Origin of the sequence: Mangrovicoccus algicola, assembly GCF_014903745.1 — a bacterium.
Taxonomy (GTDB): Bacteria; Pseudomonadota; Alphaproteobacteria; order Rhodobacterales; family Rhodobacteraceae; genus Mangrovicoccus; species Mangrovicoccus algicola.
The window spans coordinates 1-25,454 of sequence record NZ_JACVXA010000066.1; the positions used below are offsets into that span (position 1 = coordinate 1).

18 protein-coding genes and 1 pseudogene are annotated in these 25,454 nt (G+C 69.5%); 8 read left to right on the top strand and 11 right to left on the bottom strand.

Annotated elements, in window-relative coordinates; all coding sequences use genetic code 11:
- Both ICN82_RS17370 and kdgD read left to right on the top strand, forming a co-directional pair.
- Positions 1–328: pseudogene (locus ICN82_RS17370) on the top strand (aldehyde dehydrogenase (NADP(+))); the annotation flags it as partial.
- A 79-nt stretch (positions 329–407) separates the two neighbouring features.
- Entirely contained in the window at positions 408–1,334 is a 927-nt protein-coding gene (gene kdgD / locus ICN82_RS17375; protein WP_407943772.1) for a 5-dehydro-4-deoxyglucarate dehydratase, read from the top strand.
- A 78-nt stretch (positions 1,335–1,412) separates the two neighbouring features.
- On the opposite strand, the gene ICN82_RS17380 is transcribed toward kdgD, so the two are convergent.
- From ICN82_RS17380 to ICN82_RS17390, 3 genes are all read right to left on the bottom strand, one after another.
- Entirely contained in the window at positions 1,413–2,141 is a 729-nt protein-coding gene (locus ICN82_RS17380; protein WP_226898572.1) for a FadR/GntR family transcriptional regulator, read from the bottom strand.
- Positions 2,142–2,243: 102 nt separating this feature from the next.
- Entirely contained in the window at positions 2,244–3,539 is a 1,296-nt protein-coding gene (locus tag ICN82_RS17385; protein ID WP_193185327.1) for an SIP domain-containing protein, read from the bottom strand.
- Between the two features lie 115 nt (positions 3,540–3,654).
- On the bottom strand, positions 3,655–4,104 hold the full coding sequence (locus ICN82_RS17390; RefSeq protein WP_193185330.1) for a gene transfer agent family protein: 450 nt from the start codon (positions 4,102–4,104) through the stop codon (positions 3,655–3,657).
- A 466-nt stretch (positions 4,105–4,570) separates the two neighbouring features.
- Between ICN82_RS17390 and ICN82_RS17395 the strand changes: the two genes are divergently transcribed.
- On the top strand, positions 4,571–5,707 hold the full coding sequence (locus tag ICN82_RS17395; RefSeq protein WP_193185333.1) for an aldo/keto reductase: 1,137 nt from the start codon (positions 4,571–4,573) through the stop codon (positions 5,705–5,707).
- Between the two features lie 283 nt (positions 5,708–5,990).
- On the opposite strand, the gene putA is transcribed toward ICN82_RS17395, so the two are convergent.
- Complete coding sequence (gene putA, locus ICN82_RS17400) at positions 5,991–9,392, bottom strand: bifunctional proline dehydrogenase/L-glutamate gamma-semialdehyde dehydrogenase PutA (protein WP_193185336.1); 3,402 nt, start codon at positions 9,390–9,392, stop codon at positions 5,991–5,993.
- A 121-nt stretch (positions 9,393–9,513) separates the two neighbouring features.
- Between putA and ICN82_RS17405 the strand changes: the two genes are divergently transcribed.
- Together ICN82_RS17405 and ICN82_RS17410 are read left to right on the top strand one after the other, a co-directional pair.
- The gene (locus tag ICN82_RS17405; protein WP_193185339.1) at positions 9,514–9,987 is read left to right on the top strand and encodes an Lrp/AsnC family transcriptional regulator; all 474 of its coding nucleotides are present in this window, start codon (positions 9,514–9,516) and stop codon (positions 9,985–9,987) included.
- A gap of 180 nt (positions 9,988–10,167) precedes the next feature.
- Entirely contained in the window at positions 10,168–12,387 is a 2,220-nt protein-coding gene (locus tag ICN82_RS17410; protein ID WP_193185340.1) for an NADP-dependent isocitrate dehydrogenase, read from the top strand.
- 73 nt (positions 12,388–12,460) lie between these two features.
- On the opposite strand, the gene ICN82_RS17415 is transcribed toward ICN82_RS17410, so the two are convergent.
- The 7 genes from ICN82_RS17415 to ICN82_RS17445 form a co-directional block, all read right to left on the bottom strand.
- Positions 12,461–13,300 (bottom strand): sulfotransferase family 2 domain-containing protein, encoded by an 840-nt coding sequence (locus ICN82_RS17415; RefSeq protein WP_193185342.1) that lies wholly within the window; start codon positions 13,298–13,300, stop codon positions 12,461–12,463.
- A 67-nt stretch (positions 13,301–13,367) separates the two neighbouring features.
- A complete protein-coding gene (locus ICN82_RS21675; protein ID WP_193185344.1) occupies positions 13,368–15,869 on the bottom strand; it encodes a calcium-binding protein in 2,502 nt (833 codons plus the stop codon).
- Between the two features lie 65 nt (positions 15,870–15,934).
- On the bottom strand, positions 15,935–16,795 hold the full coding sequence (speB, locus tag ICN82_RS17425) for an agmatinase (protein ID WP_193185346.1): 861 nt from the start codon (positions 16,793–16,795) through the stop codon (positions 15,935–15,937).
- The gene (locus tag ICN82_RS17430; RefSeq protein ID WP_193185348.1) at positions 16,792–17,958 is read right to left on the bottom strand and encodes a carboxynorspermidine decarboxylase; all 1,167 of its coding nucleotides are present in this window, start codon (positions 17,956–17,958) and stop codon (positions 16,792–16,794) included. Before ICN82_RS17430 ends, speB begins: the two co-directional genes overlap by 4 nt.
- A gap of 289 nt (positions 17,959–18,247) precedes the next feature.
- On the bottom strand, positions 18,248–19,459 hold the full coding sequence (locus ICN82_RS17435) for a saccharopine dehydrogenase family protein (RefSeq protein ID WP_193185350.1): 1,212 nt from the start codon (positions 19,457–19,459) through the stop codon (positions 18,248–18,250).
- A 132-nt stretch (positions 19,460–19,591) separates the two neighbouring features.
- Positions 19,592–21,490, bottom strand: a complete 1,899-nt coding sequence (gene speA / locus ICN82_RS17440) for a biosynthetic arginine decarboxylase (RefSeq protein ID WP_193185352.1) — start codon at positions 21,488–21,490, stop codon at positions 19,592–19,594.
- 110 nt (positions 21,491–21,600) lie between these two features.
- Positions 21,601–22,572, bottom strand: coding sequence for a 1-phosphofructokinase family hexose kinase (locus ICN82_RS17445; RefSeq protein WP_193185355.1), 972 nt, complete (start codon positions 22,570–22,572; stop codon positions 21,601–21,603).
- Positions 22,573–22,792: 220 nt separating this feature from the next.
- Here ICN82_RS17445 and modA point away from each other — a divergent pair, with 220 nt between their 5' ends.
- Genes modA through modC form a run of 3 tightly spaced genes read left to right on the top strand, consistent with a single transcriptional unit; the run spans position 22,793 to position 25,325 of the window.
- Positions 22,793–23,539 (top strand): molybdate ABC transporter substrate-binding protein, encoded by a 747-nt coding sequence (modA, locus tag ICN82_RS17450; protein ID WP_193185358.1) that lies wholly within the window; start codon positions 22,793–22,795, stop codon positions 23,537–23,539.
- Between the two features lie 8 nt (positions 23,540–23,547).
- Positions 23,548–24,240, top strand: coding sequence for a molybdate ABC transporter permease subunit (gene modB, locus ICN82_RS17455; protein ID WP_193185361.1), 693 nt, complete (start codon positions 23,548–23,550; stop codon positions 24,238–24,240).
- Entirely contained in the window at positions 24,237–25,325 is a 1,089-nt protein-coding gene (gene modC, locus ICN82_RS17460) for a molybdenum ABC transporter ATP-binding protein (RefSeq protein WP_193185363.1), read from the top strand. The genes modB and modC overlap by 4 nt, the downstream gene beginning before the upstream one ends.
- Positions 25,326–25,454 lie beyond the last annotated feature (129 nt).

The window sequence follows — 25,454 nt, forward strand, 5'->3', positions numbered from 1 at the left end:
GGTGATCCGCACCGACAGCCCCGCGCAGATGGTCGAGCTGGCGAAGGGCTTCGAGGGCCAGCTGACCGCCACGATCCACATGGACGAGGGCGATGCCGGCCTGGCGCGGCAGCTTCTGCCGGTGCTGGAGCGCAAGGCAGGGCGGGTGATGGCCAACAACTTCCCCACCGGCGTGGAAGTCAGCGACGCGATGGTCCATGGCGGGCCCTATCCCGCCTCCACCAATTTCGGCGCCACCTCGGTCGGCACCCTCGCCATCCGCCGCTTCCTGCGCCCCGTCTGCTTCCAGAACATCCCGGGCAGCATCCTGCCCGACGATATCGCCTGAACGAAGATCACAAGAACAACATGACCCGCGTCGCGGCCCGGCAGGGGCCGCGCGTTCCGCATCCAGAGGAGATGTCCCCATGACCCTGTCCCCCGCAGAGATGAAGACCGCGCTCGGCTCCGGCCTGCTGTCCTTCCCCGTGACCCATTTCGACGCGGAAAACCGTTTTGCCGCCGAAAGCTATCGCCGCCATGTCGACTGGCTGGCCGGCTATGAGGCGCCGGTGCTGTTCGCGGCGGGCGGCACGGGCGAGTTCTTCTCGCTCTCCCCGCGCGAGATCCCCGGGATCGTCGCCGCCGCCAAGGAAAGCTCCGGCAAGACGGCCATCGTGTCGGGCTGCGGCTATGGCACGGAAATGGCGATCGAGATCGCGCAATCGGTCGAAAAGGTCGGGGCCGACGGCATCCTTCTGCTGCCGCATTACCTGATCGATGCGCCGCAGGACGGGCTGTACCGTCATATCAAGGCGGTCTGCCAGTCGGTCGATTTCGGCGTCATGGTCTATAACCGCGACAATGCCGTGCTGCAGGCGGACACGCTGGCACGGCTTTGCGACGACTGTCCGAACCTGATCGGGTTCAAGGACGGGACCGGCGATATCGGGCTGGTGCGCCAGATCACCGCCAAGATGGGCGACCGGCTGACCTATCTGGGCGGCATGCCGACCGCCGAGCTCTTCGCCGAGGCCTATCTGGGCGCGGGCTTCACGACCTATTCCTCGGCTGTGTTCAACTTCGTCCCGGCCCTGGCCAACCGGTTCTACGCCGCGCTGCGGTCCGGCGACCGCGCGACCTGCGAACGGATCCTGACGGAATTCTTCTATCCGTTCATGGATCTGCGGGCCCGCCGCAAGGGCTATGCCGTCTCGGCGATCAAGGCGGGCGTGCGGCTGGTCGGCTTCGAGGCCGGCCCGGTGCGCGCGCCGCTCGATGACCTGACCGCCGAGGAGGAGGCGATCCTCCAGGGGCTGATCACGGCGCAGGAGGGCCTTCTGGCCGCCGCCTGATCCGCCGGAAATCCGGTTCCTGCGGCCGCCGCGTCCCCAGGGGGTGCGGCGGCCGTTGCGTTTTGCGGGGGCCGGCGGTCACGCCTGCTGGCGCTGGAGCGCGCGGTAGCGGCGCAGGCTGCCCCGGAGATGGTCGCGCATCGCGCCGCGCGCGGCCTCTTCCTCGCCATCGAGGATCGCGGTGACGATGGCCTCGTGTTCGGCATTGATCCGGGCGATGTAATCGGCGGGCGCATCCATGGCGCCGCCCAGCGACCGGCGCGGGATCGCGGCATCGCCGAGAAGCTGGAGAAACTGGCCGAACCGCGGATTGTTCGTCGCCTCGGCAATGGCGCCATGCAGTTCCAGATCGGCGGCGGCCGAGCCCTCGGTGCCGCCGGCGGCGATGACCCGGCGCAGGGCGTCCAGGATACGGGCCTCCTGGGCGGGGCTGCGGCGGATCGCGGCCAGGCCCGCCGCCTCGACCTCGACGGCGGTGCGCAGTTCCAGCAGTTCCATCACCGCGGGCAGGCCGGTCATGTCCAGTTCCAGCGGCGAGAAGGGCGCCGCCACCTCGGGTTCGCGCACGAAGATCCCGGCGCCCTGCCGCGCCATCACCAGCCCGTCGGCGCGCAGCGTCGCCACCGCCTCGCGCACCACGGTGCGGCTGACCCCGTGGTCGCGGGTCAGCTGCGCCTCGCTGGGCAGCCGGTCGCCGGGCTTGTAGCGGCCGCTTTCGATCATCGCGCGGAGGCTGGCGCAAAGCTGTGCGACGAGGCTGCCGCGGGCAGCGGGGGCGGACGGGGTATCGGGAATGTCGGCGGTCAAGGGGTGGGTCGGTCCTGCGAAGTTGTCGGACCTGTAGTACAAGCTGAAACCGCCCGCCCGTCAATGGCTGCCGCCGGGGTCCCGTCCGCACGGGACCGGTGTTCAGTCCAGGGACTTCTCCGCCGCGTCGCTCTGCCCGGCGGTCCAGTAGCCCGAGGCCTTCAGCCATTCGCCGGGATGGCCCCGTTCTTCCAGCATGTGCCGTTTCAGCGCCCGCGCCACGCCCGCCTCGGCGGCGATCCAGACGAAGCCCCGGCCCGCAGGCAGCTGCAGCGCCCGCAGCGCCTCCAGCACCAGCGCGGGATCGGCGGGATCGGCGCGGTGGATCCAGTGCGCGACATGCGCCGCCGCCCCCTGCCATTGCTGTTCCTCGGCCGCGCCGGAGACGGCGGCGAGGGTCAGCACCTCGGTGTCGCCGGGAAGCTCTTCGACGCGCCGCCCGATGGCGGGAAGCGCGGTTTCGTCCCCCACCAGCAGGTGCCAGTCGAAGACCGGTGCGATGACCGAGGACCCCTTGGGCCCGCCGATGCGCAACCGGCTTCCCGGCGCGGCGGCGCGGGCCCAGTCCGTGGCCGGACCTGCCTCGTGCATGGCGAAATCCAGCACCAGCGTGCCGTCGCCGAAGGCGCGGGGGGTGTAGTCGCGCATCTCGGGTTTCGCCCCGCCGGTTTCGAAGAACAGCTTGATGTGGTCGTCGAAGCCGAGGCTGCAGAACCCTTCCAGCTCGGGGCCTTCCAACACGATGCGGCGCATGTTGGGAGTCAGGTTCTCCGCGGAGCGCACGCTCAGCTCGCGGCGGCGCAGTTCGTGGCGGTGGCGGGTGATGATCTGGGTCATGCCGGTCTCCTTCGCGGCGGCGGGGTCGGTTGCGGGGGCAGGCGAGATCTCCAGCCCCTCGATGGTGGCGGCGGCGGCGCGGATCGCGGCGGCGGCTGTGCCGATCTGGGACGGGCCCGCGCCGGTATCCAGAAAGCCCCGCCGCAGCGCGGCCTTCAGCGCATCCATGGCCTCGGCGATCTCGGCGGGCACGCGGCCCTTCCAGCGATGGCCGCCGCGCCGGTCGGCCCCGGGCGCCGGGACGGTCTCGGCCAGCGCCAGGTGCCTGCGGCCCAGATCGGTTATGCGGCACAGCTTGCGCCGTCCGTCCACCGGTTCGCACAGGATCAGCCCCTCCGATTCCAGCGCGGAGAGGTTGGGATAGAGCACGCCGGGGCTGGGCCGGTAGGCCCCCGCGCTGCGGGTCTCCAGTTCGGCCATGATCTCATAGCCATGGCGGGGCTGTTCGCCGATCATCTGCAGGATCAGCTGCCGCAGCGTGCCATTGTCGAAGGCCCGCCGGGCGCGGTGCCGTCCGCCCTTGCCGCGGGGGGCAGGGCTGTTGTGGGGGTCATGTTTCATGCCGCGATCTCTAAATAAGATATATCTAAAGTCAAGATATATCTAAAGCCGACATTTTGGCCGGTCCGCCGCGAGAAATCGGTGCAGGCCGTCCGTTTTCCACGCCCTTGCGGGATCAGCCTGATCGACAGGGGCCGGGATGCCGTTGCCGCGGGGGGCGGGGCACGCGGAAAAGTGATCGGCTCCGATTACGGCGGTTTCGGCGACGATGCCGGGCATCTGGCTGCGGCGCGGCCCATGCTGCGAGCTCCTGGTCGTCGGTGCCGTACCAGCGCGCGGCCATGATCACTTGGCACAAAGCCACAAGCTCGAAGATCGGTCGGCCGGTTCCGTGGGCCGTCCACAGCTCCGCCGCCTCTTGGTGCGAAGCTCCGCCGCCGATCAGTGCAAGCTGGATGATCTCACGGAGGTGGCCGACTTTATAATTGAGGCCGCCAAGACTCTCGAAGATGGCGGCAATGCCGGTGTCGGTGGAGCGCTCAAGCTCAGCCAGCACGGGGTCGGTCAGGGCGAAGGCACGCTCCTGCCCGCCGAAGACGGCGCGGATCGTGATACTGTCAATCATTCGGAAGCTCCGGTTGTGGCCGGGGCAGTGGTCGCGCCGGTCGTGGTGTAGGGATTTTCGAGGTCGTCACCGTCCTGGCGCGGCGGCATGTTGAGACCGGCGCGGACCTCGTTCGGGTCAGCGCGCCCATGGCGCGATACTGGCTGTACCCAGTCGCACGGGCGGCGTGCGAGGTCGTCAGCAGGTCGTCGGTCACAGCCTCGAAGTACAGCTCGCGGCGTTCCTCGGGCGTCAGGGGGGGCGCGGGCATAGGCCCAGCTCCAAGCCGTCAGCCAAGGCTTGAGCGTCATCGTCAGGAACTGACGACCCATTTCCTCGGTGTCGCTCCACGTCCCGCGCGTCAGCTCGAAAATCATCGTCGGCGGGCCCGTCACGCCCGGGCAGGTCGGGCAGATCCGTCGCACGACCGATCCTGCGAGCCCCGAAGTGACCATACTCCAGATGCGCTGAACAGAAAGGAAAAAACATGACCAACCTTTCCGAAGACACGCCGATCAATGGCATTCACCGCCGCGACCTGTTGGGCTCTGGCATTGCGCTGAGCGTCGGCGCAGCCGCAGCCCTTGGAGCGACTGCGCTCCCGGCGAGGGCCCAAGGCAGCGAGACAGCAACAGGCGGCAATGTCTCTGGTACGCGCAGGCTCGGCAGCCTCGAAGTGTCGCCCATCGGCATGGGCTGCATGAGCATGGCACCGGGGTTCTACAACCCGGCGCCGGAGCCGCAGGACATGGTGCGCGTCCTCCGCAACGCGCATGAGCTTGGCATCACCTTCTTCGACACCGCCGAGGTCTACGGGCCCTTCATCTCTGAACGGATCGCGGGCGAGGCGCTGGAGCCGATCCGCGACGAGGTCGTGATCGGCACCAAGTTCGGCTTTTCGTTCAACGAGAACGGCGGCTACGCCGGTCGCAACAGCCAGCCCGCTCATATCAAGCAGGCCGTCGAAGGCATGCTTGAGCGTCTGCGGACCGACCGCATCGACCTGCTCTACCTGCACCGCATGGACCCGAACACCCCGATCGAGGATATCGCCGGCGCCGTCGGCGATCTGATCCGGGAAGGCAAGGTGCTGGAATTCGGCGTCTCCGAGGTCAGCCCCGAGATCCTGCGCGGCGCCCATGCCCTCACGCCGGTTGCCGCCGTGCAAAGCGAATACAGCGTCTTCGAGCGCCTCCCCGAGGTCGCGATGTTCGAGAACTGCGAAGAGCTTGGCGTCAGCTTCGTGCCCTGGGGCCCGGTGATGCGCGGCCTGACCACCGACCACCTGAACGAATACAGCCGCTTCGACGGAGATCGGCGCGCGACGGTTCCCTTCTTCGCCCCCGACGCGCTGGTGACCAACATGGAGGTCGTCCGCCTGCTGCGTCGCTGGGCCGACGGAAAGGGCGTGACCCAGGCACAGATCTCGCTGGCATGGATGCTGGCGCAGAAGCCCTACATCGTGCCGATCCCGGGCACGACCAAGCTGCACCACGCCCGCGAGAATTTCGAGGCGCGCAACGTGTCCTTCACCTCTTCGGAACTGGCGCGCTTCAACGAGGAATTCGATGCCCTCCCGATCGCCGGCAACCGCCCCGAAAGCGCTGCTTTCGAGAGCCAATGATTTTCAGCACGACCACCGCTCATGGAAAGACGACATCATGATGACGACCATGCGCACCCTGCTGCTTTGCGGTGCGGGCCTCCTTCCTGCCGTGTCTGCCGGGGCGCAGGAATGGCAGGACATCCAATCCCCCGCAGAGCCGCTTGTGCTGCAAAACAAGGGGTCCTTCATCGTCGGCGGCAACAAGGCCGATCTGACGCCGACCCAGCTGTCGACCATCTTCGGACCGCCTCCGGCTGAAGGCGGCCAGATCACCGAGAACCTGATTTATGACACCTCCGGATCAGCCCGCCAGAAGCATGGCATTGCCGCCCGCTGCCGTGGTGTCGATGCACAGATGGCGTTCGTGCAGGACGTGACCGGCATCGGGCATCGCCGTGACCAGCGGCAGGATCGGCCCGGGCCGAGCGGCCAGCGCCCGCCCCAGCCCCGCCGCTTCGGGACCCCAGCAGATGACGGCGGCAATCCCGGGCAGGGATTCCAGCATCTCGGGCGGGACATGCCCACCGGCGCCGAGGGCGATCCCGCCCAGCCGCTCCACCGCCGCGACCTGGGCCTCCACCGCCGCCTCGCCCGGGCCGAGGCACAGGACGGGCCCGCGCGGCAGCAGGCTCAGCCGGTTCGATTCCCCGGTCGGACCGGGCAGGTCCAGCTGCCTGAGCGGTGCGGGCGGGTTCGCGGCCAGCCCGGCCAGCGCCGCCCGCAGCCGGTCGGCATCATCCTCCCGGGTCCAGCTTCCGGCGGCCGGGGCCGGGGCCGGGGCGGCCAGCCGGGGCAGGTAGAAGGGCCCGCCCGCCTTGGGGCCGGTTCCCGACAATCCCTCGCCGCCGAAGGGCTGCGAGCCCACGATGGCGCCGATCTGGTTGCGGTTGACGTAGAGATTGCCCGCATGGATCCGGTCGGCAATGTCCTGCACGCGCGTGTCGATGCGCGAATGCAGCCCGAAGGTCAGCCCGTAGCCGGTGGCATTGACCGCCCGGGTCACCGCGTGCAGATCCGCCGCGCGGAACGTGGCCACATGCAGCACCGGTCCGAAGATCTCGCGCTGCAGATCGGCGATGCCGTCGATGCGGATCAGCGCGGGGCCGACAAAGCAGCCCTCGGGTGCGGGACGCTCATGCAGCAGGCGGCCCTGCTTGCGCGCGGTGTCGACATGGGCGGCGATCGAGTCCCGCGCCGCCATGTCGATCACCGGGCCGACATCCGTGGACAGGTCCCAGGGATCGCCCAGGGTCAGTTCGTCCATGGCGCCCTGGATCATCTCGATCAGCCCCGGCGCGACGTCTTCCTGCACATAGAGGCAGCGCAGCGCCGAACAGCGCTGCCCGGCGGAGCGGAAGGCCGACAGCACGATGTCGCGCACCGCCTGTTCGGGCAGGGCGGTGGAATCGACGATCATCGCGTTGAGCCCGCCGGTCTCGGCGATCAGTGGCGCCCCGGGATCGAGATGGTCGGCCATCACGGCACGGATCGCGCGGGCCGTCTCCGTAGAGCCGGTGAAGATCACCCCCGCGATGCGCGGATCCGCCGTCAGCGCGCGGCCGACCGTGGCGCCGTCGCCGGGCAGCAGCTGCAGCGCCGCGGCAGGCACGCCCGCCTCGTGCAGAAGGCGAACGGCCATCGCCGCGACCAGCGGGCTCTGTTCGGCCGGTTTCGCCAGCACCCCTGCCCCCGTGGCCAGCGCGGCGGCGACCTGGCCGGTGAAGATCGCCAGCGGGAAGTTCCAGGGGCTGATCGCGGTCAGGATGCCGCGCGGGGCCGGATCGCCCCGTTCCGCCTCCCCGGCATAATACCGCAGGAAATCTACCGCCTCGCGCAATTCGCCCACCGCGTCGGACAGGGTCTTGCCGGCCTCGCGGGCCAGAACGGCGAAGAACGGTCCGAAATCGCGTTCGTAAAGCGCGGCGGCCCGGCGCAGCACCGCGGCGCGTTCGGCCACCGGCGCATCCCAGGTGGCGGCATCCGCGATGGCCCGCGTCACGGTGGCCGCATCGGCCTCGGTCACCTGCGCCACGGTCTCGCCGGTGGCGGGATTGGTCACCGGGCGGGTCGCGCCGGTGCCGGGGCGGACGGTCAGCGGCCCGGCATCGGGCAGCGCGCCATCGCGGGCCGCCTCGATGCGGGCCAGCGTGTCGGCATCGGTCAGGTCGAAGCCCTGCGAATTGGGCCGGTCCGCGCCGAAGATCGCCTGAGGGGCCACCAGCCCGGCGGGCGGGCGGGCGCCGGGAAGCGCGTCGAAAGGATCGGCGGCAATGGTCTCCGGCGGCACGGTCTCGTCGACGATCTGGTGCACGAAGGAGGAATTCGCGCCGTTTTCCAGCAGCCGCCGTACCAGATAGGCCAGAAGGTCGCGATGCGCGCCCACCGGCGCATAGATGCGGCAGCGCCCGCCGGTCTCCTTCAGCACCAGATCATGCAGCCGCTCGCCCATGCCGTGCAGGCGCTGGAACTCGAACCGCTGCCCCGCTGCCATTTCCAGGATCGCGGCGACGGTATGGGCGTTATGGGTGGCGAATTGCGGATAGATCCGGTCGGCATGGCGCAGCAGCCGCGCGGCATTGGCGATATAGCTGGCATCGGTCGCGGCCTTGGTGGTGAACAGCGGAAAATCCTCTAGCCCCTCGACCTGGGCCAGCTTCATCTCGGTATCCCAGTAGGCGCCCTTGACCAGCCGCACCATGATGCGCCGGTCCAGCCGCGTGGCCAGCGCGTGCAGCCAGTCGATGGTCTGCCCGGCACGCTTTCCATAGGCCTGCACGACCACGCCGAACCCGTCCCAGCCCGCGAGCTCGGGATCGGACAGGACCGCCTCGATCACCTTCAGCGACAGAACCAGCCGCGCCTGTTCCTCGGCATCGATGTTCAGCCCCATCCCCGCAGCCTTCGCGGCGCGGGCCAGATCGCGCACCACCGGCACCAGTTCGGCCATCACCCGGGCCTCCTGCGCCACCTCGTAGCGCGGATGCAGCGCCGAGAGCTTGATCGAGATGCCGGGATTCTCCTCGACCGAGCCGCGGGTGCAGGCGGTCGCGATCGCGGCGATGGCATCGGCATAGGCCCGGGCATAGCGCCCGGCATCCGCGGCGGTCATCGCCGCCTCGCCCAGCATGTCGTAGGAATAGGTATAGCCCTTGGCCTCCATCCCCGCTGCGCGATCCAGGGCCTTGCCGATGGTCTGGCCCAGCACGAACTGGCGGCCCATTTCCTTCATCGCGCGGCTGACGGCGGTGCGGATCACCGGCTCGCCCAGGCGCCGGACCGCGCCGCGCAGAAGCCCCGCCATCCCCGGCGCGTCATCGTCCAGCACCCGGCCGGTCAGCATCAGCGCCCAGGTGGAGGCATTGACCAGCGGCGAGGCCGCATGCCCCATGTGGCGGCTCCAGTCCGAGGGGGCGATCTTGTCCTCGATCAGCGCATCGATGGTCATGGCGTCGGGCACGCGCAGCATCGCCTCCGCCAGGCACATCAGCGCCACGCCTTCGCGGGTGGACAGCCCGTATTCGGCCAGGAACTGCTCCATCACGCCGGGGCGATCGCCCTCGCGGATGCGCCGCACATAGGCGGCCGCCCGCGCGGAGGCGGCTGCGCGGACCTCCTGCGGGATGGCCGCATCGGCGATCAGCCGGTCCAGCAGGGCAGGTTCGGCGGCGGTCTTGGCGGCATGGGTGAAGCTGTCGAGGCGCATGGGCGGATCCGGGCTGAGGGAGGGGTGTTCGGGAAAGTCTACTGGAAGTCCGGCAGGTCATGGGCCTAAAAAGGGTCCGGATGGCAGGCGATCCGTTTTTTATATGGGAGTATCACGGTTCATGACGGAAGATATCGACGCGATCGACAGGAAGATCCTGCGCGAGCTGACCGCCGATGCCCGCCTGCCGGTGGCCGAGCTGGCGCGGCGGGTGGGCCTGTCCAAGACCCCGGTGGCGGCGCGGCTGCGGGCGATGGAGGAGAGCGGCCTGATCGCGGGCTATCGCGTGCAGCTGTCGCCGGTGCGGCTGGGCCTGACCCATGTCACCTATGTGCAGGTCAGCCTGTCGGATACCCGCGAAAGGGCGCTCGGCGAATTCAACGCCGCGGTGCGCCGCATTCCCGAGCTGGAGGAATGCTACATGATCGCCGGCGGGTTCGACTACCTTCTGAAGGTGCGCTCGCGCGATATCGGCGAATACCGGCGGGTGCTGGGCGAAACTATCTCGGCGCTGCCGCATGTGGCCTCCACCTCCAGCTTCGTGGCGATGGAGGCGGTGGTCGATACCGCGCTGACCGCGCCCCCGTCGGCATGAACGTGGCATCATGTCCGCGCCGCGTCGGCCCTTGCCGATTGATCTGGGCGCCAAGCTGGTCTAGGCGGGGTCCGACCTGCGCCCGCGCGCATGTTGCCGCCCCCACGGGTCCCATGCCGGACACCTCGAGGCACGGGCGGCGAGGACATCACGATCAAGGCTACGAAAAGGGCGGACATCATGGCGGACACGACGACCCCTGATATTGTGTATACGATTGTCGACGAGGCACCGGAGCTGGCCAGCCACTCGCTCCTGCCGATCATCCGGTCCTTCGCCGAGGCGGCCGGCATCACCGTCGGCACCAAGGACATCTCTCTTGCCGGCCGGATCCTGGCGAATTTCCCCGACTACCTGACCGAGGACCAGCGCATTCCCGACGACCTGGCCGCGCTTGGCGAGCTGGTGAAGACGCCGAAGGCGAATGTCATCAAGCTGCCCAACATCTCGGCCTCGCAGCCGCAGCTCGACGCCGCCATCGCGGAACTTCAGGCCAAGGGCTATGCCCTGCCCGACTATCCGACCGCCCCCGCGACCGAGGAGGAGAAATCCGTCCGCGCCCGCTATGACGCGATCAAGGGCTCGGCCGTGAACCCGGTGCTGCGCGAGGGCAATTCCGACCGCCGCGCCGCCGGGGCGGTGAAGGCCTATGCCATGGCCAACCCGCATTCGATGGGCAAGTGGTCGGCCGACTCGAAGACCACCGTCGCCTCCATGCCGGGCTATGACTTCTTCGCCAACGAAACCTCCGTCACCGTGACCGAGGCCGGGGCCGCCGCCGGTCCGGCGAAGATCGTCTTCACCGCGAAGAACGGCACCGAGACCGTGCTGAAGGACGGGCTGAAACTGACCGCGGGCGAGGTCGTGGACGCGACCTACATGTCGGCCAGCGCGCTGCGCGACTTCATCAAGGCCGAGATGGAGTCCATGCCCGAGGGCGTGCTGTTCTCCGTGCATCTCAAGGCCACGATGATGAAGGTCTCCGACCCGATCCTCTTCGGCCATTTCGTTGCCGTCTGGCTGGAGCCCTTCCTGCAGAAACATGCCGACATCCTGGGCGACCTGTCTCCCAATGGCGGCATCGGCTCGATCGAGGCGCGGATCCGCACCCTGCCCAATGCCGATGAGCTTCTGGCCGAGCTGAAGGAGACCCTCGCGTCGCGCCCGCCGCTCTACATGGTCGACAGCGATCGCGGGATCACCAACCTGCACGTGCCCTCCGACGTGATCATCGACGCCTCCATGCCGGCCGTGATCCGCGCCGGCGGCAAGGGCTGGGGCCCCGACGGCAAGGAAGCGGATGTCAAATGCTGCATCCCCGACAATTGCTATGCCCCGGTCTATGAAGAGACGGTGAACTACTTCAAGGAAACCGGCGCGCTGGACCCGACCACCTCGGGCACGGTGCAGAATATCGGCCTGATGGCGCAGAAGGCCGAGGAATACGGCTCCCATCCGACCACTTTCGAGATGACCGAGCACGGCACCGTCGCCTATGTCCTGGCCGACGGCACCGTTCTGCACAGCCACGAGGTGCAGAAGGGCGACATCTGGCGCTCCTCCACGGCCAAGAAGGCGCCGATCGAGGACTGGGTGCAGCTGGCCATCGACCGCCAGGCCGCGACCGGCTATCAGGCGATCTTCTGGCTGGATGCCAATCGCGCGCATGATGCCGAGCTGATCAAATATGTCACCCCGATCCTCGAGGCGAAGGGCGTGGCCGACAAGTTCGCCATCCTGTCGCCGCGCGAGGCGACGCGCCTGACGCTGGAGACGATCCGCAAGGGCGAGAACTCCATCGCGATCACCGGCAACGTGCTGCGCGACTATCTCACCGACCTGTTCCCGATCCTCGAACTCGGCACCTCGGCCAAGATGCTGTCCATCGTCAAGCTGATGCAGGGCGGCGGGCTGTTCGAGACCGGCGCTGGCGGTTCGGCCCCCAAGCATGTCCAGCAGCTGGTCAAGGAAAACCACCTGCGCTGGGACTCCTTGGGCGAATTCTGTGCCCTGGGCGAGAGCCTGAACTTCCTGGCGGCGCAGACCGGCAACAAGAAGGCCGCGGTGCTGGGCAAGGCGGTGGATGCCGCGACGCAGGGCGTTCTGCTGAACAACCGCTCGCCCGAGCGCAAGGCGGGCCAGCCCGACAACCGCGACAGCCATTACTGGTTCGCCCGCTACTGGGCTGAGGCCCTCGCGGCGCAGACCGAGGATGCCGCGCTCGCGGCGCATTTCGCGCCGCTGGCCGAGGCGCTGGCCGCCGGGGAAGCCGACATCACCGGCGAACTGGCCGCGGCCCAGGGGGCCCCGGCCGATCTGGGCGGCTACTACAAGACCGATGAGGCCAAGACCACGGCGGTGATGCGTCCCAGCGCGGCGCTGAACGCCGTCATCGGCTGAGCCCGACCGGGGGTCCCTCGTCGGGACCACCCGTCGTCATTGCGGCGCGCCCCCCGGGGCGCGCCGTTTGCGTTCAGGCGGAGGCGGCCAGGCGCAGGTCGGGGCGCCCCGCTGCCAGCCGGTCGGTCACGGCGGAGAGGTCGGGGCGGTCCTGCGCCACCATGTCATGGAGCTTGCGGTCGACGGCCACGTAGCGCTCCGCCGCCTCTTCCAGCGCGGGGCTGCGGCGGAACCGGCCGGTCTTGGCGCTGTTGATCCGTCCGTCTTCCGGCGGCGCGATGCCCCGGGCGGCGAGCCCGGTCGTGAACTGCTCCAGCGTGGCACAGAAGGCCAGGCGCGACAGCTGCCTGCGGATCTGCGCGCGGCTCAGGCGTTCGACATCGACATAGCGCAGGATGTCGCCCTCGCGCGCGGAAAGAAGCATGGTGGCCTGCATGTTGAACAGCATCCGGGCCTTGGCGAGGCTGTCCAGCCGGAACAGCCGCCGCATCTCCGCCGGACTGTCGGGATCGAGCCCGTCGAGGGCGCGTACCAGCATCTTCATATCCTGTTTCAGCGCGGCGTGGGAATGCAGGTCGATGCCGTGATTGAACCGGTCGAGCCAGTTCAGATGCGATACCAGCCGGTCCATCGGATCGCGCAGAACCGAGAAGATGCGGTAATGGCGGGGCACCCCGGCCAGGCGCAGCGTCGCCATCGGACTGTGGGCGCTGACGAAGTCATGCCCCAGGAAGGACAGGCGGCCGCCCTTGCTGACCCGGTGCTGGACCTCGCGTTCCTGGAACGTGATGCAGGCGGCGGGACCGAGCCGGTCCTCGAACATCCGGGCGACGAAGGATCCGGCGGTCTTGGGGATATGAAGGAAGAACACGCCCCTGTGCCGCGTTTCTCCGTCGCCTGCGCGTCCTGTCATCCGGGCCTCCTGCCGCCGTCCTGGCGCCCAGATTAGGCTCGCGGCATTGACGAAGCCTGAACGCCGCTCAGGGGCCGAACAGGTCCTCCATCGCGATGCCGCGGTCATGGCCGGCCAGGCGCAGCACCAGTTTGTCGAAAACCAGCTCCACCCCGCCGTCCCAGTCGCGGATCACGGGCCGTGCCGTGGCCGCATCGAGACCCGCCACCTGGACCCGGTCGGTTCCGATGCGGAAATCGCCGATTTCGTCCGTCTCGGGCTGGCTGGTGGAATTGAAGACGAATAGATCGGCATTGCCGCCGCCCCAGAGCGTGTCATTGCCGGGGCCGCCGATCAGCGTGTCGTTGCCCATCCCGCCGATCAGCCGGTCATGGCCGTACCCGCCCGAAAGCCGGTCGGCCCCCTGCGCGCCCTGCAGCAGATCGCCGTCATTGCCGCCATTGAGCGTGTCGTCGCCATCCCCGCCATCCAGGGTATCCGCATCGTCGCCGGCGCCTATGATGTCATCGCCCGCCCCCCCGAAGAGGAGGTCGGACCCGAAGGAGCCCGCCAGCGTGTCATCGCCTGCCCCGCCCTCGATCGTGTCATTGCCATAGCCGCCGGTCAGCCCGTCGGGATCGTCGCCGCCGTCGAGATAGTCATGGCCGGGCCCGCCGCGCAGGGCGTCCGCGCCGATTTCGCCGAACAGCCGGTCATTGCCGTTGCCGCCGCCCAGAAGGTCGCGCCCCGTTCCGCCATGCAGCGTGTCGTCGCCGTCTCCCGCCCCCAGGGAATCATTGCCGTTGCCGCCCAGCAGGGAATCGTTGCCGTCCATGCCGTAGAGCCGGTCATCGCGATTGCCCCCCGAAAGCGTGTCGCCCCTGGCGCCGCCGCGGATCAGGTCGGCCTGGTTCGTGCCCGAGACGGCCTCCACCCCGGTCAGGGTATCGGTGCTGCCCCAGCTGTCGATCACCAGCCCGGTTCCCAGATCGGCGTCGATCCCGCGCGGCCCGGTCTCCTCCCCGTATTCGGCCAGGTCTATGCCGGTCCCGCCTTCCAGCAGATCGGCACCCGCATGTCCGGTCAGCGTGTCGTTCTCCTCTCCGCCGCGAAGCGTATCGGCCCCGGCACGGCCGGTCATCGTGTCGCGGCCCGCGCCGCCGTCAAGCTGCGAACCTCCCTCCGCCGCGCGCATGGCATCGCCATGGCGCGACCCCGCGACCTCCTCGATCCCCGTGAAACGGTCGCGGTCGCCATGGGTATCGGTGGCCTCCCCGGTTTCCATGTCCAGCACTATGCCGCGGCTGCCCGTCTCATCGGCATAGCTGAGCGTGTCCTGGCCCAGGCCGCCATCCAGCGTGTCATCGCCGGCTCCGCCGCCCAGAAGGTCGCCGCCCAGTTCCCCCGCCAGGCTTTCGGAGCCGCTGCCGCCCAAGAGCGTATCGCCCCCGGTGCCCCCCGACAGGGTGGAATTGAACCCGCCTCCGCGCAGGAGATCGTCGTATTTGGTGCCGGTGACGCGCGAGATCCGCATCAGCCGGTCGGTGGTGCCGTGGCTGTCCAGCACGGTCATGGCGACCAGGTCGGCGATGATGCCGCCGGTGCCGCCATCGCTGCTGTAATCGGCCTCGTCCGTGCCGCCGCCGCCGTTGAGCGTGTCGTTTCCCGCCCCGCCGGTCAGCGTATCCGCCCCGTTCGAGCCGTTGAGCGAATCCGCCCCGCCGAAGCCCCAGATGCGGTTGGCCTCGTCATTGCCGGTGATGCGGTCGGCCTGCCAGCTGCCCTGCACGTCGATGCAGTTCAGGATCGTGTCGGCATCGCCATGGGTGTCGGTCGCCGTGCCATTGGCCAGCGAGACGACGGCGCCGCGGCTGCCGGTCTCGTCGAGATAGCTCAGCGTGTCGCGGCCGGTCCCGCCATTGATCGTGTCGCGCCCCGCCCCTCCCGAAAGCAGGTCGTCCCCCGCCTGGCCCAGCAGCCGGTCATCGCCCGCCTTGCCGTAGAGCGTGTCATTGCCCTGGCCCGCCAGCAGGCGTTCCGCCGCGGCCGCCCCGATCAGGAAGTCATCCTCGCGCGACGTGGCCGTCGGCAGCGCCGCCAGGTCGATCGCCTGCCCCGCGGCCAGGGCGCCCGAGGGCACCGCATAGCTGCTCTGGTCGATCTGGGTCAGCATGAAGCGCGCGAAATAGGAGATCGCGGGCATCGGCGGCAAGGCATCGCCGCCCAGGTGGAACACCGCGAAGACGCTGCGCCCGGCGGCGGGTCCGCTCAGGTCGGCCGCCTCGACGATGCGCGACAGGACGGTGCTGCGCCGCGTGTCGCCATTGGCATCCCAGGAGACGGCGAAGACCTCGTCGCTGGTGGCCAGCCCGTAGCCCGAGACCGAAAGCGCGCCGGAAATCGCCGTCCCGGCCGCCTGCGGCGTGCTCAGCGCCACGGAAAGCGCGGAGCCCCCCAGGTAGTCGTATCGAAGGACCGGCGCGCGATCCTCGAACCAGGTGAAATCCATGCGCGCTTCCTGCACTGACAGGACGGTATCCGCGACGGTATCGAAAACGGCGGCAAATCCCGCCAGGCTGTAGGTCGTCATCGCCTGCCCCCGAAATACGCCTGCGGGGATAGGCGGTCTGCGTTAAGGATGCCTTGAAAGGCGCCTCAGCTTTCCGCGAACTGGCGTTCCAGACCCATCAGCGCATAGCAGATCTGGGCGGCGGTGAAATCCGAGACGCGGCTGCCGTCCTGCGGGGCCAGCTCGACGACGTCGATGCCGACGATCTGGCGTCCGGCGCAGACGCGTTCCAGCAGGTGGATCGCCTGCCAGAATCCCAGCCCGCCGGGCACCGGTGTCCCGGTATCGGGCATCACCGAGGGATCCAGCCCGTCCACGTCGAAGCTGACATAGATCTTGCGCGGGAAATCGCGCGGCAGCACCGGGTCCTCGCCACGGGCCAGCGCCTCGCCGTCGGAATGGACCACGCCCAGCCGCTTGCGCGCCTCCGCCTCTTCGGCGCAGAGCGCGCGGACCCCGTATTGCGCGAGGCGCAGCCCGTCCTCCTCGGCCAGCAGCCGCATCACCGAGGCATGGCTGTGGCGTTCGCCCTGATAGGCGTGGCGCAGGTCCGCATGGGCGTCGATCTGGACGATGCCCAGGGCTTCGCCGGTCGCCGCCGCCACGCCGCGCACCGCGCCGTAGCTCAGCGAATGTTCCCCGCCCAGCACCACGGGGACCGCGCCCGCGGCCACCGCCCGGCGGGTGCGCGCCTCGATGCGGGCCATCACCTCGGGCAGCGGGCCGTCGCAGGCCACCGGCTCTTCCGTGGCGATGCCGGCGCTGCAGGGTTCCGCCCCGCGCCAGAGCCGTTCCAGCTCCACCGAGGCCTCCAGGATCGCCGCGGGTCCCCCGGCCGTGCCGGATCCGTAGGAGACCGTGCGTTCCAGCGGCACGGGGATCACCCGGAACCGTGCGGTTGCATCATCGCGTTCATCTGCGGAAAGTTCGCCGTCGAGAAAGATCATAGCCGTCCCAGGAAGTCCTGATATCCGAAGTCGCGGACCATCTTCAGATCGTCCGTATCCGAGTTCCAGAGCGCGATCGCCGGAAGCGGCACGCCGTTGAATGTGTTCGTCTTCACCATGGAATAGATGGCCTGGTCGAGAAAGGCGAAACGGTCGCCCACCTGCCAGGGCGTGCCCGGGCGGTAGTCGCCGATCACGTCGCCTGCCAGGCAGGACGGCCCGCCCAGCCGCACCGGCTCGCCCGTCTCCGCCTCGCCCAGGAGCTTCGGCCGGTAGGGCGCCTCGATCACGTCGGGCATGTGGCATGTGGCGGAGATGTCGGTGATCGCCAGCGGCATCGAGTTCGTCGGCAGGTCGAGGATCTCGCCCACCAGGATGCCCGCATGAAGCGCCACCGCCTCGCCGGGTTCCAGGAACACCTCGATCCCGTAGGTCTCGCGGATGCGCCGGATGAGGGCGATCAGCCCGGCGCGGTCGTAATCGGGCATGGTGATATGGTGGCCGCCGCCCAGGTTCACCCATTTCAGCCCCGGCAGCCAGGCCGCGATCTTCGGTTCCACCGCCGCCCAGGTGCGCTCCAGCGGCGCGAAGCCCTGCTCGCACAGCGTGTGCATGTGCAGGCCCTCGAGCCCCTCCATGTCGGCATCGCCCAGCTGCGAGACCGGCGCGCCGAGCCGCGAACAGGGGGCGGCGGGGTCGTATTTGTCGGTCCAGCCCTCGGAATGCTCGGGATTGATCCTCAGCCCCGGGCTCGCCGTGCCCTCCGCCACGATGTCGCGGAATCGGCGGAACTGGTCCGGGGAGTTGAAGATGACGTGATCCGAGATCTTCACGATGCTGCGCAGGTCCTCGGCCTTGTAGCCCGCGTTGAAAGTCGCGACATGGCCGCCGAAGACCTCGCGGCCCAGCCGGGCCTCGAAGATGCCGCTGGCCGCGGTGCCCGACAGGTGCTGCATGATGACCGGCGCGGCGGCCGGCATGGAGAAGGCCTTGAGCGCGGCGAAGATCCGGGCCCCCGAGGCTTCGGCGACATCGGCCAGGATGCGGCAGTTGCGGGCGATGGCGGCCTCGTCCACGACGAAGCAGGGCGAGGGCACGCGGGCAAGGTCGAACCGGGCGAAACGCGCCGCGGCATCGGCTTCGATATCAAGGGGCTCGGTCACGTGGGTCTCCTGGACTGGTGCCGCACAGATGCGGCCAAGCCGGCGCCGGGGCAAGGAAGAATCCGGGGCCGCCCGGAATTTCGTCAGCCCGCCCGGTTTTTCGGCACGGGGCGGGGCGGCGCCCTGCCCCGGCCCCCGGACATTGCGGATGCGCCCGGCGCGGAGCAGCAGCCCGGGCGGTGATCCCGGCGGTGCCGGATGGCGCGGCGGGGGTCGCCGGGCGCGGGCGGCCCGGCAGGGCCGCCGCCGTGCGGAAGGGGCTCGATGCCCCTGCCGCGCGGGGCCTGTTTCAGAAGGCTGCCGGGGCGTCCAGCTCCACCACCTGCCAGGGCAGGCCGTGCCGGTTCAGCATCTCCATGTAATGGTCGGGATCCAGCTGCTCCATGTTCCACACGCCCGGTGCCGTCCAGTTGCCCAGCAGCACCTGCGCCGCGCCGATCATCGCCGGCACGCCCGTCGTGTAGGCCACGGCCTGGCTGCCGACCTCGGCATAGCATTCCTCATGGTCGCAGATGTTGTAGATGTAGAACGTCTTCTCGCCCGATCCGTCCTTGGCCGGACCTGTGGCGATGTCGCCGATGCAGGTCTTGCCGACGGTCTTGGCGCCCAGGTCGCCCGGGTTGGGCAGCACGGTCTTGAGGAATTGCAGCGGGATGATCTCGACGCCATTGTGCATCACCGGCTGGATCGAGGTCATGCCCACGTTCTCCAGAACGGTGACGTGGTTGATATAGGCATCCCCGAAGGTCATCCAGAACCGCGCCCGCTCGATCTCGGGGTTATGCGTGCTCAGGCTCTCCAGCTCCTCGTGATACATCAGGTACATGTTCTTCTCGCCCACGCCGGGGAAGTCGAACGGCACCTTGGTGCTCATCGCCGGGCTCTCGACCCATTGGCCGTTCTCCCAGTGGCGCGCGGGGGCGGTCACTTCGCGGATGTTGATCTCGGGGTTGAAATTCGTCGCGAAGGGCAGCCCGTTGTCGCCGCCGTTGCAGTCGAGGATGTCGAGCTGCCGGATGCCGTCCAGCTTGTGCTTCTTCAGCCAGGTCGCGAAGACCGAGGTCACGCCCGGGTCGAAGCCCGAGCCCAGGATCGCGGTCAGGCCCGCGGCCTTGAACTTGTCCTGATAGGCCCATTGCCAGCTGTATTCGAACTTGGCCTCGTCCTCGGGTTCGTAATTGGCGGTGTCCAGGTAGTTCACCCCCGCCTCCAGGCAGGCATCCATCAGCGCCAGGTCCTGATAGGGCAGCGCGAGGTTCACCACCAGCGACACGCCGGTCTCGCGGATCAGCGCGGCGGTGGCGGCCACGTCCATCGCATCCAGCCCGTAGGTCGCGATGGCGACGCCGGTGCGCTTCTTCACCTCGGCGGCGATGTCGTCGCATTTCGATTTGGTGCGGCTCGCCAGGTGGATCTCGGAGAAGATCTCCGGGTTCATCGCCATCTTGTGCACGGCGACCGAGCTGACGCCGCCGGCGCCCACGACCAGAACCTTGCCCATGTCAGTATCCTTCCCAGTGAAGTGTGTCAGTATGCCCCGCGCCGCCGGGCGCGGGGATCGGCTGGCCGGTGATGCCATGCGCTGCGTGACGATCCGGTGACATTGCCTGCCGCGGACCGTCCTGCGCCGGGCTCACTCGAAATAGGTATAGCCGCCAAGGGAGTCCTTGTAGGCGGCGATCAGCGACCGGCGTTCGGCGGAATTGACCGTGCCCTTGGCCACCGCCCGTTCCACGGTCTTGCGGAACGCGTCGAGGCAGTCGCCGGGATCGTATTCCACATAGCTCAGAACCTCGGCGATCGTGTCGCCCTCGGTCTCGTGCTCGATGGTGAACCCGCCCTCGCCGGTCAGGCTGATCGTCACGACATTGGCGTCGCCGAAGAGGTTGTGCAGATCGCCCAGCGTCTCCTGGTAGGCGCCGACGAAGAACACCCCGATATGATAGGGCTTGTCCTCCTCGAGGTCATGCACCGGCAGAGACTTGTGGATGCCGTCGCCGAGGATGAAGCTGTCGATCTTGCCGTCGCTGTCGCAGGTGATGTCGGTCAGCACCGCGCGGCGCGTGGGCTGTTCGTTCAGCCGCTGCAGCGGGATCACCGGATGCAGCTGGTCGATGGCCCAGACATCGGGCAGCGACTGGAACAGCGAGAAATTGCAGTGATAGTAATCGACGAAGCCTTCCAGCGCCTCCGACAGCGCCTCGCCCGCGCCGTTTTCGCGGATCACCGTCTGCACCCGCTTGAGGATGTAGAGAAAGCAGCGTTCCGCGGTGGCCAGCTGGGTGATGTCCATCTGGCCGCGGCGGAACAGCGCCCGGATCTCGTCGCGGTAATAGACCGCGTCGTTGAAGCATTCCTGCAGCCGGCCGGGCTTCACGTATTCTTCGATCGCCACCATGTCGTGCAGGAAGTGATGCTCGTTCTCGGTCAGGTCGGGACGCTGCGGCACGCCGTAGAGCGTCGCATCCAGGACGTCGAAGATCAGCATGGAGCTGAGCGCGACGACGAAACGGCCCGATTCCGTGACCAGCGTCGGATGCGGATGCCCCGCCTCGTCCATGGCATAGCCCACGGTTTCCACGATAGCGGCGGCGTATTCGTCGACCGTGTAGTTGACCGAATTGTCCGAGGCGCGCTTCTCGCCGGTATAGTCGACGCCCAGCCCGCCGCCCATGTCCAGGAAGGCCAGCGGCACGCCCAGGCGGCGCAGCTCGCTGTAGAACCGGCAGGCCTCGGTCACGGTGCGGCGCACGTCGATCACGTTGGGGACCTGCGATCCCAGGTGGTTGTGCTGCAGCACCAGGCAGTCGAGGAAGCCAGTTTCGCGCATCCGCTCCACCAGCGTCACGATCTGGTCGGCGCCGATGCCGAAGGAGGACCGGTCGCCGGAGGAGGAGGCCCATTTGCCGGTGACCACCTGGGTCAGCTTGACCCGCACGCCCAGCAGCGGCTTGATCCCCAGCTCGTCCGAGACGCGCTTGACGATCTCGAATTCCTTCAGGCTTTCCAGGACGATCACCGTGCGGAATCCCAGCTTCAGGCTGAGGATGGCCAGGCGGATGAATTCGTCATCCTTGATGCCGTTGCAGATGATCAGGCTCTGTTCCGCCAGCGGCTGGGCCAACGCGACGATCAGCTCGGGCTTCGACCCGGCCTCCAGCCCGTAGTGGTAGGGCTGCCCGGCCTGGACCAGCCGACCGACGACCTCCGCCTGCTGGTTGACCTTGATGGGGAAGACGCCGCGATAGTCGCCGCGATACTCCGTGGCGGCGATCGCGTTACTGAAGGCGTCATTCAGGCGGCGCAGCCCGATTTCCAGGAAGGACTGGACACGCAGCAGGATCGGCGTGGCGATGCCGCGCTCGTTCAGCCCTTCGAGGATCGCCGGCAGGGAAACCGGCACCGTCGCGCCGTTTTCGGCAGGATCGGCCAGGGCCACATCGCCATTGGGAAGAACATGGACAAGCCCCTGTCCCCAGGCGCTGACGCCATAGAGATCCGCGGCCTCGGAACTGCTCTGCTGGTCTTTCATGGGTCTCCCCCGCGCGATGTGAACTTGGCGCACGCCATACTGCATTCTGGTCACAACACAAGACGGGGGACGGAGTTTCCGGAAAATCCGCCGCACCCCGCCCGGCGGGCTCAGCGCGGGGCGCCCAGCCGCCGCAGCTGGCATTCGGGCAGCAGCCGCGCGGTGTCCTCGGCGGTGCACAGCCGCGTGGCGGGCGTCATCACCGCCGCGCAGGCCGCCGCCGTGCCGTGATGCAGGGCCTCCGCCATCGTGCCGCCGCGCGCCAGGGTCAGGATGGCGGCGCCCATGAAACTGTCGCCGGCCCCGATCTTGGACACGACCGGCACCCGCGCCGCGCGGCACCAGCTCATGCCGCCGGGTTCGGCCAGGACCGACCCGTCCGCGCCGCAGGCGATCATCACCGCATCGGCCACGCCCTGGTCCACCAGCCTCGCGGCGAAACCCGCCGCGGCCTGCACGCCGGAAAGTCTCTCTCCGGCCAGTTCGCTGGCCTCGGCATTGTCGCAGCGCAGCAGGCGCGGCGCGGTGCCGCCCGCATCGGGGGCGACCATCGCCGCCAGCGCCTCGCCCGAGGTGTCCACCGCCAGATGCGCGCCCCGCGCCGCCAGGCGCGCGGCCAGATCGCGGGAGAAGCCGGCGGGCACGCCCGGCGGCTGCGATCCCGACAGGACCATCCAGGCCCCCGGCCCCGTCATCGCCGCGGCCGTCTCCAGCGCCGCGGCCGTCGGGGCCTCCTGCCAGACGGGCCCGGGCAGCACGAAGCGGAACTGCAGCCCGGTGCGGCGGTCGGTCACGGCCAGGCTGTGGCGGGTCTCGCCCGGCGCGTCGATCACCACCGGCTCGATCCCCTCCTCCGCCAGCAGCCCGGCAAGCTGGCTGCCCGTGGCGCCGCCAAGCGCCACGAGCGGCAGGCTGCGCCCGCCCAGGGTGCGGATCGCGCGGCTGACATTGATGCCGCCGCCGCCGGGATCGAGCCGCGGCGCGGTACAGCGCAGTTTCGGCCCCGGCCGGATGTCGGTGGCCGAGCTTGCCACGTCGAGCGCCGGGTTCAGCGTGACGGTGAAGATGTCGCTCTGGTCCAATCCGGGATCCTCCGAGTCTGTCCTGCCGGGCAGGTCTGCATCCCGCAATTACCGCGCCTGCCCGGCGCTGGCCAGTGGGCCCGGCCGCAATCTCGGCGAGGGGTGGCCTGCCGGGGCCGCTCGCGCTGGCGTGATCGGCCGCGATGCGCGGCGCGCGGTTTCGCCCTTGCCTTGGCCTGCCGCGCGCCGTTTCCTGCCGCCAGTTCAAAGGAGAGTGCCCATGTCCGCCATTCTGCGCCTTTCGCTGGCTGCCGTCCTGCTGGCAGGCCCCGCTGCAGCCGATACCGTGACGGTCTTCGCCGCCGCCAGCCTGAAGGATGCGATGGACCGCATCGCCCCGGCCTTCCACGAGGCGACCGGCCATGACCTGGCGGTGTCGCTGGCGGGATCCTCGGCGCTGGCGCGGCAGATCGAGGCGGGCGCCCCGGCGGATGTCTTCATCTCGGCCAACGAGACCTGGATGGACCATCTCGACGATGCCGGGCTGATCGCCGCCGATACGCGGTTCGACCTGGCGGGCAATGCGCTGGTGATGGCCGGCCCCGACGGCGCGGCGCCGGTGGTGCTGGACGACACGCTGACCGCGACGCTCGGCGAGGGCAAGCTGGCCATGGCGCTGGTCGATGCGGTGCCCGCGGGCATCTACGGCAAGGCGGCGCTGTCGTCGCTGGGGTTGTGGGACGCGGTCGCGCCGCAGGTGGCACAGGCCGACAACGTGCGCGCCGCGCTGGCGCTGGTGGCGATGGGGGCGGCGCCCCTGGGCATCGTCTATGCCACCGATGCCGCCGCCGAGCCCCGCGTCGATGTCGTGGCGACCTTCCCCGCGGACAGCCATGACGCGATCCTCTATCCCGCCGCTGCGCTGGCCGGGCATGAGGGCGCGGCGGCCGCGGCCTTCCTCGACTATCTGCAGGGCGACGAGGCGGGGGCCGTTCTGACGGAGCTCGGCTTCACCCTGCCGCAGTGAACCTGCCGATGGGCTGGCTGGGACCCGAGGAATGGGCGGCGGTGGCGCTGTCGCTGAAGGTCGCCTTCTGGGCGATGGCCGCCAGCCTGCCGCCGGGGATCCTCGCCGCCTATGCGCTGGCGCGCTGGCGCTTTCCGGGGCGGCAGATCCTCAACGGGCTGGTCCATCTGCCGCTGATCCTGCCGCCGGTCGTCACCGGCTACCTGCTGCTGCTGGCGCTGGGGCCGCAGGCGCCGCTGGGCCGGGCGCTGGAAAGCCTCGGCCTGGTCTTCGCCTTCCGCTGGAGCGGCGCGGCGCTGGCAGCGGCGGTGATGGGCTTTCCGCTGCTGGTGCGCGCCATCCGCCTGTCGATCGAGGCGGTCGATCCGCGGCTGGAGGAGGCCTCGGCCACGCTGGGCGCGCCGCCCTGGGCGGTCTTCGCCACCGTGACGCTGCCGCTGATCCTGCCCGGCATCCTGACCGGCGCGATCCTGGCCTTCGCCAAGGCGATGGGCGAATTCGGCGCGACCATCACCTTCGTGTCGAACATTCCCGGCCAGACCCGCACCCTGCCCTCGGCGATCTATGCCTTCCTGCAGGTGCCCGGCGGCGAGGCGGCGGCGCTCAGGCTGGTGGCGGTCTCGGTCGCGGTGGCAATGGCGGCGCTGCTGCTGTCGGAGGTGGCGGGCCGCTGGGTCGCGCGGCGGGTGGCAGGGGCATGAGCCTCTCGGTCCGGCTGCGCCACGATTTCCCCGGCTTCGCGATGGATCTGGCCTTCGAGGCGCCGCCGGGGGTCACCGTGCTGTTCGGCCGGTCGGGATCGGGCAAGTCCACCGTGATGCGCGCGGTGGCGGGGCTGATGCGGCCCGATGGCGGGCGCGTCGCGCTGGAGGGCAGGACGCTCTTCGACGGCGACCGGCGCATCCACCTGCCGCCCCATCGCCGCAGGCTGGGGGTGATCTTCCAGGAGGCGCGGCTGTTTCCGCATCTCAGCGTCGCCGAGAACCTCCGCTACGGCGCGCGCTTCGCGCCGCGCGGCGGGGCGGAGGACACGGCGCGGGTGGTCGAGATGCTGGGGATCGGGGCGCTTCTGGGGCGGCGCCCCGGGGCGCTCTCGGGGGGCGAGAAGGCCCGCGTGGCGATCGGCCGGGCGTTGCTGTCGCGGCCGCGGATGATCCTGGCCGACGAGCCCCTGGCCGCGCTGGATGCCCCGCGCAAGGCCGAGATCCTGCCCTATTTCGAGAGGCTGCGCGACGAGGCGGGGGTGCCCGTCCTCTATGTCAGCCATGCCGCCGAGGAGGTCGCGCGCCTGGCCACGACGGTCGTTGCCCTGGAGAATGGCCGCGTGCTGCGCCAGGGGTCGGCCGCCGAGGTTCTCGGCGATGCGCGGGTGATGCCCACGGGGGTGAGGTCCGCCGGGGCGGTGATCGAGGCCGTGCTGCACGCGCATCATCCCGACGGGCTGAGCGAACTGGATGCCGCGGGGATCGCGCTGTTCCTGCCCTGCATCGACCGGGCGCCGGGGGCGCGGATCCGCCTGCGCATCGCGGCGCAGGACGTGATGCTGGCGACGGCGCGGCCGCAGGACATCTCGGCGCTGAACCTGCTGCCCGGGACGGTGGCGGCCGTGCTGCCCGGCCAGGGGCCCGGCGCGATGGTGACGGTCGACACGGCGGCAGGGCGGATCCTCGCGCGGATCACCGGCCGGTCGGCCCGCGCGCTGGGGCTGGCGCCGGGCGTTCCGGTCTGGGCCGTGATCAAGTCGGTCGCGGTGGCGCCGGGCGGGATCGGGGTCTCGCCGCCCTGAGCCCGCGGCGGCGTGTCGTGGCGCAGGGCCGGCCCCCCCGTCCGGTCCGCAAGGCGGCCCTGCCCCGTCCTGTCCGGCGCAGCGCGGGCGAAATCCTGCCCCGCCGCGGCGACCCGGCCCGGCCCGGCC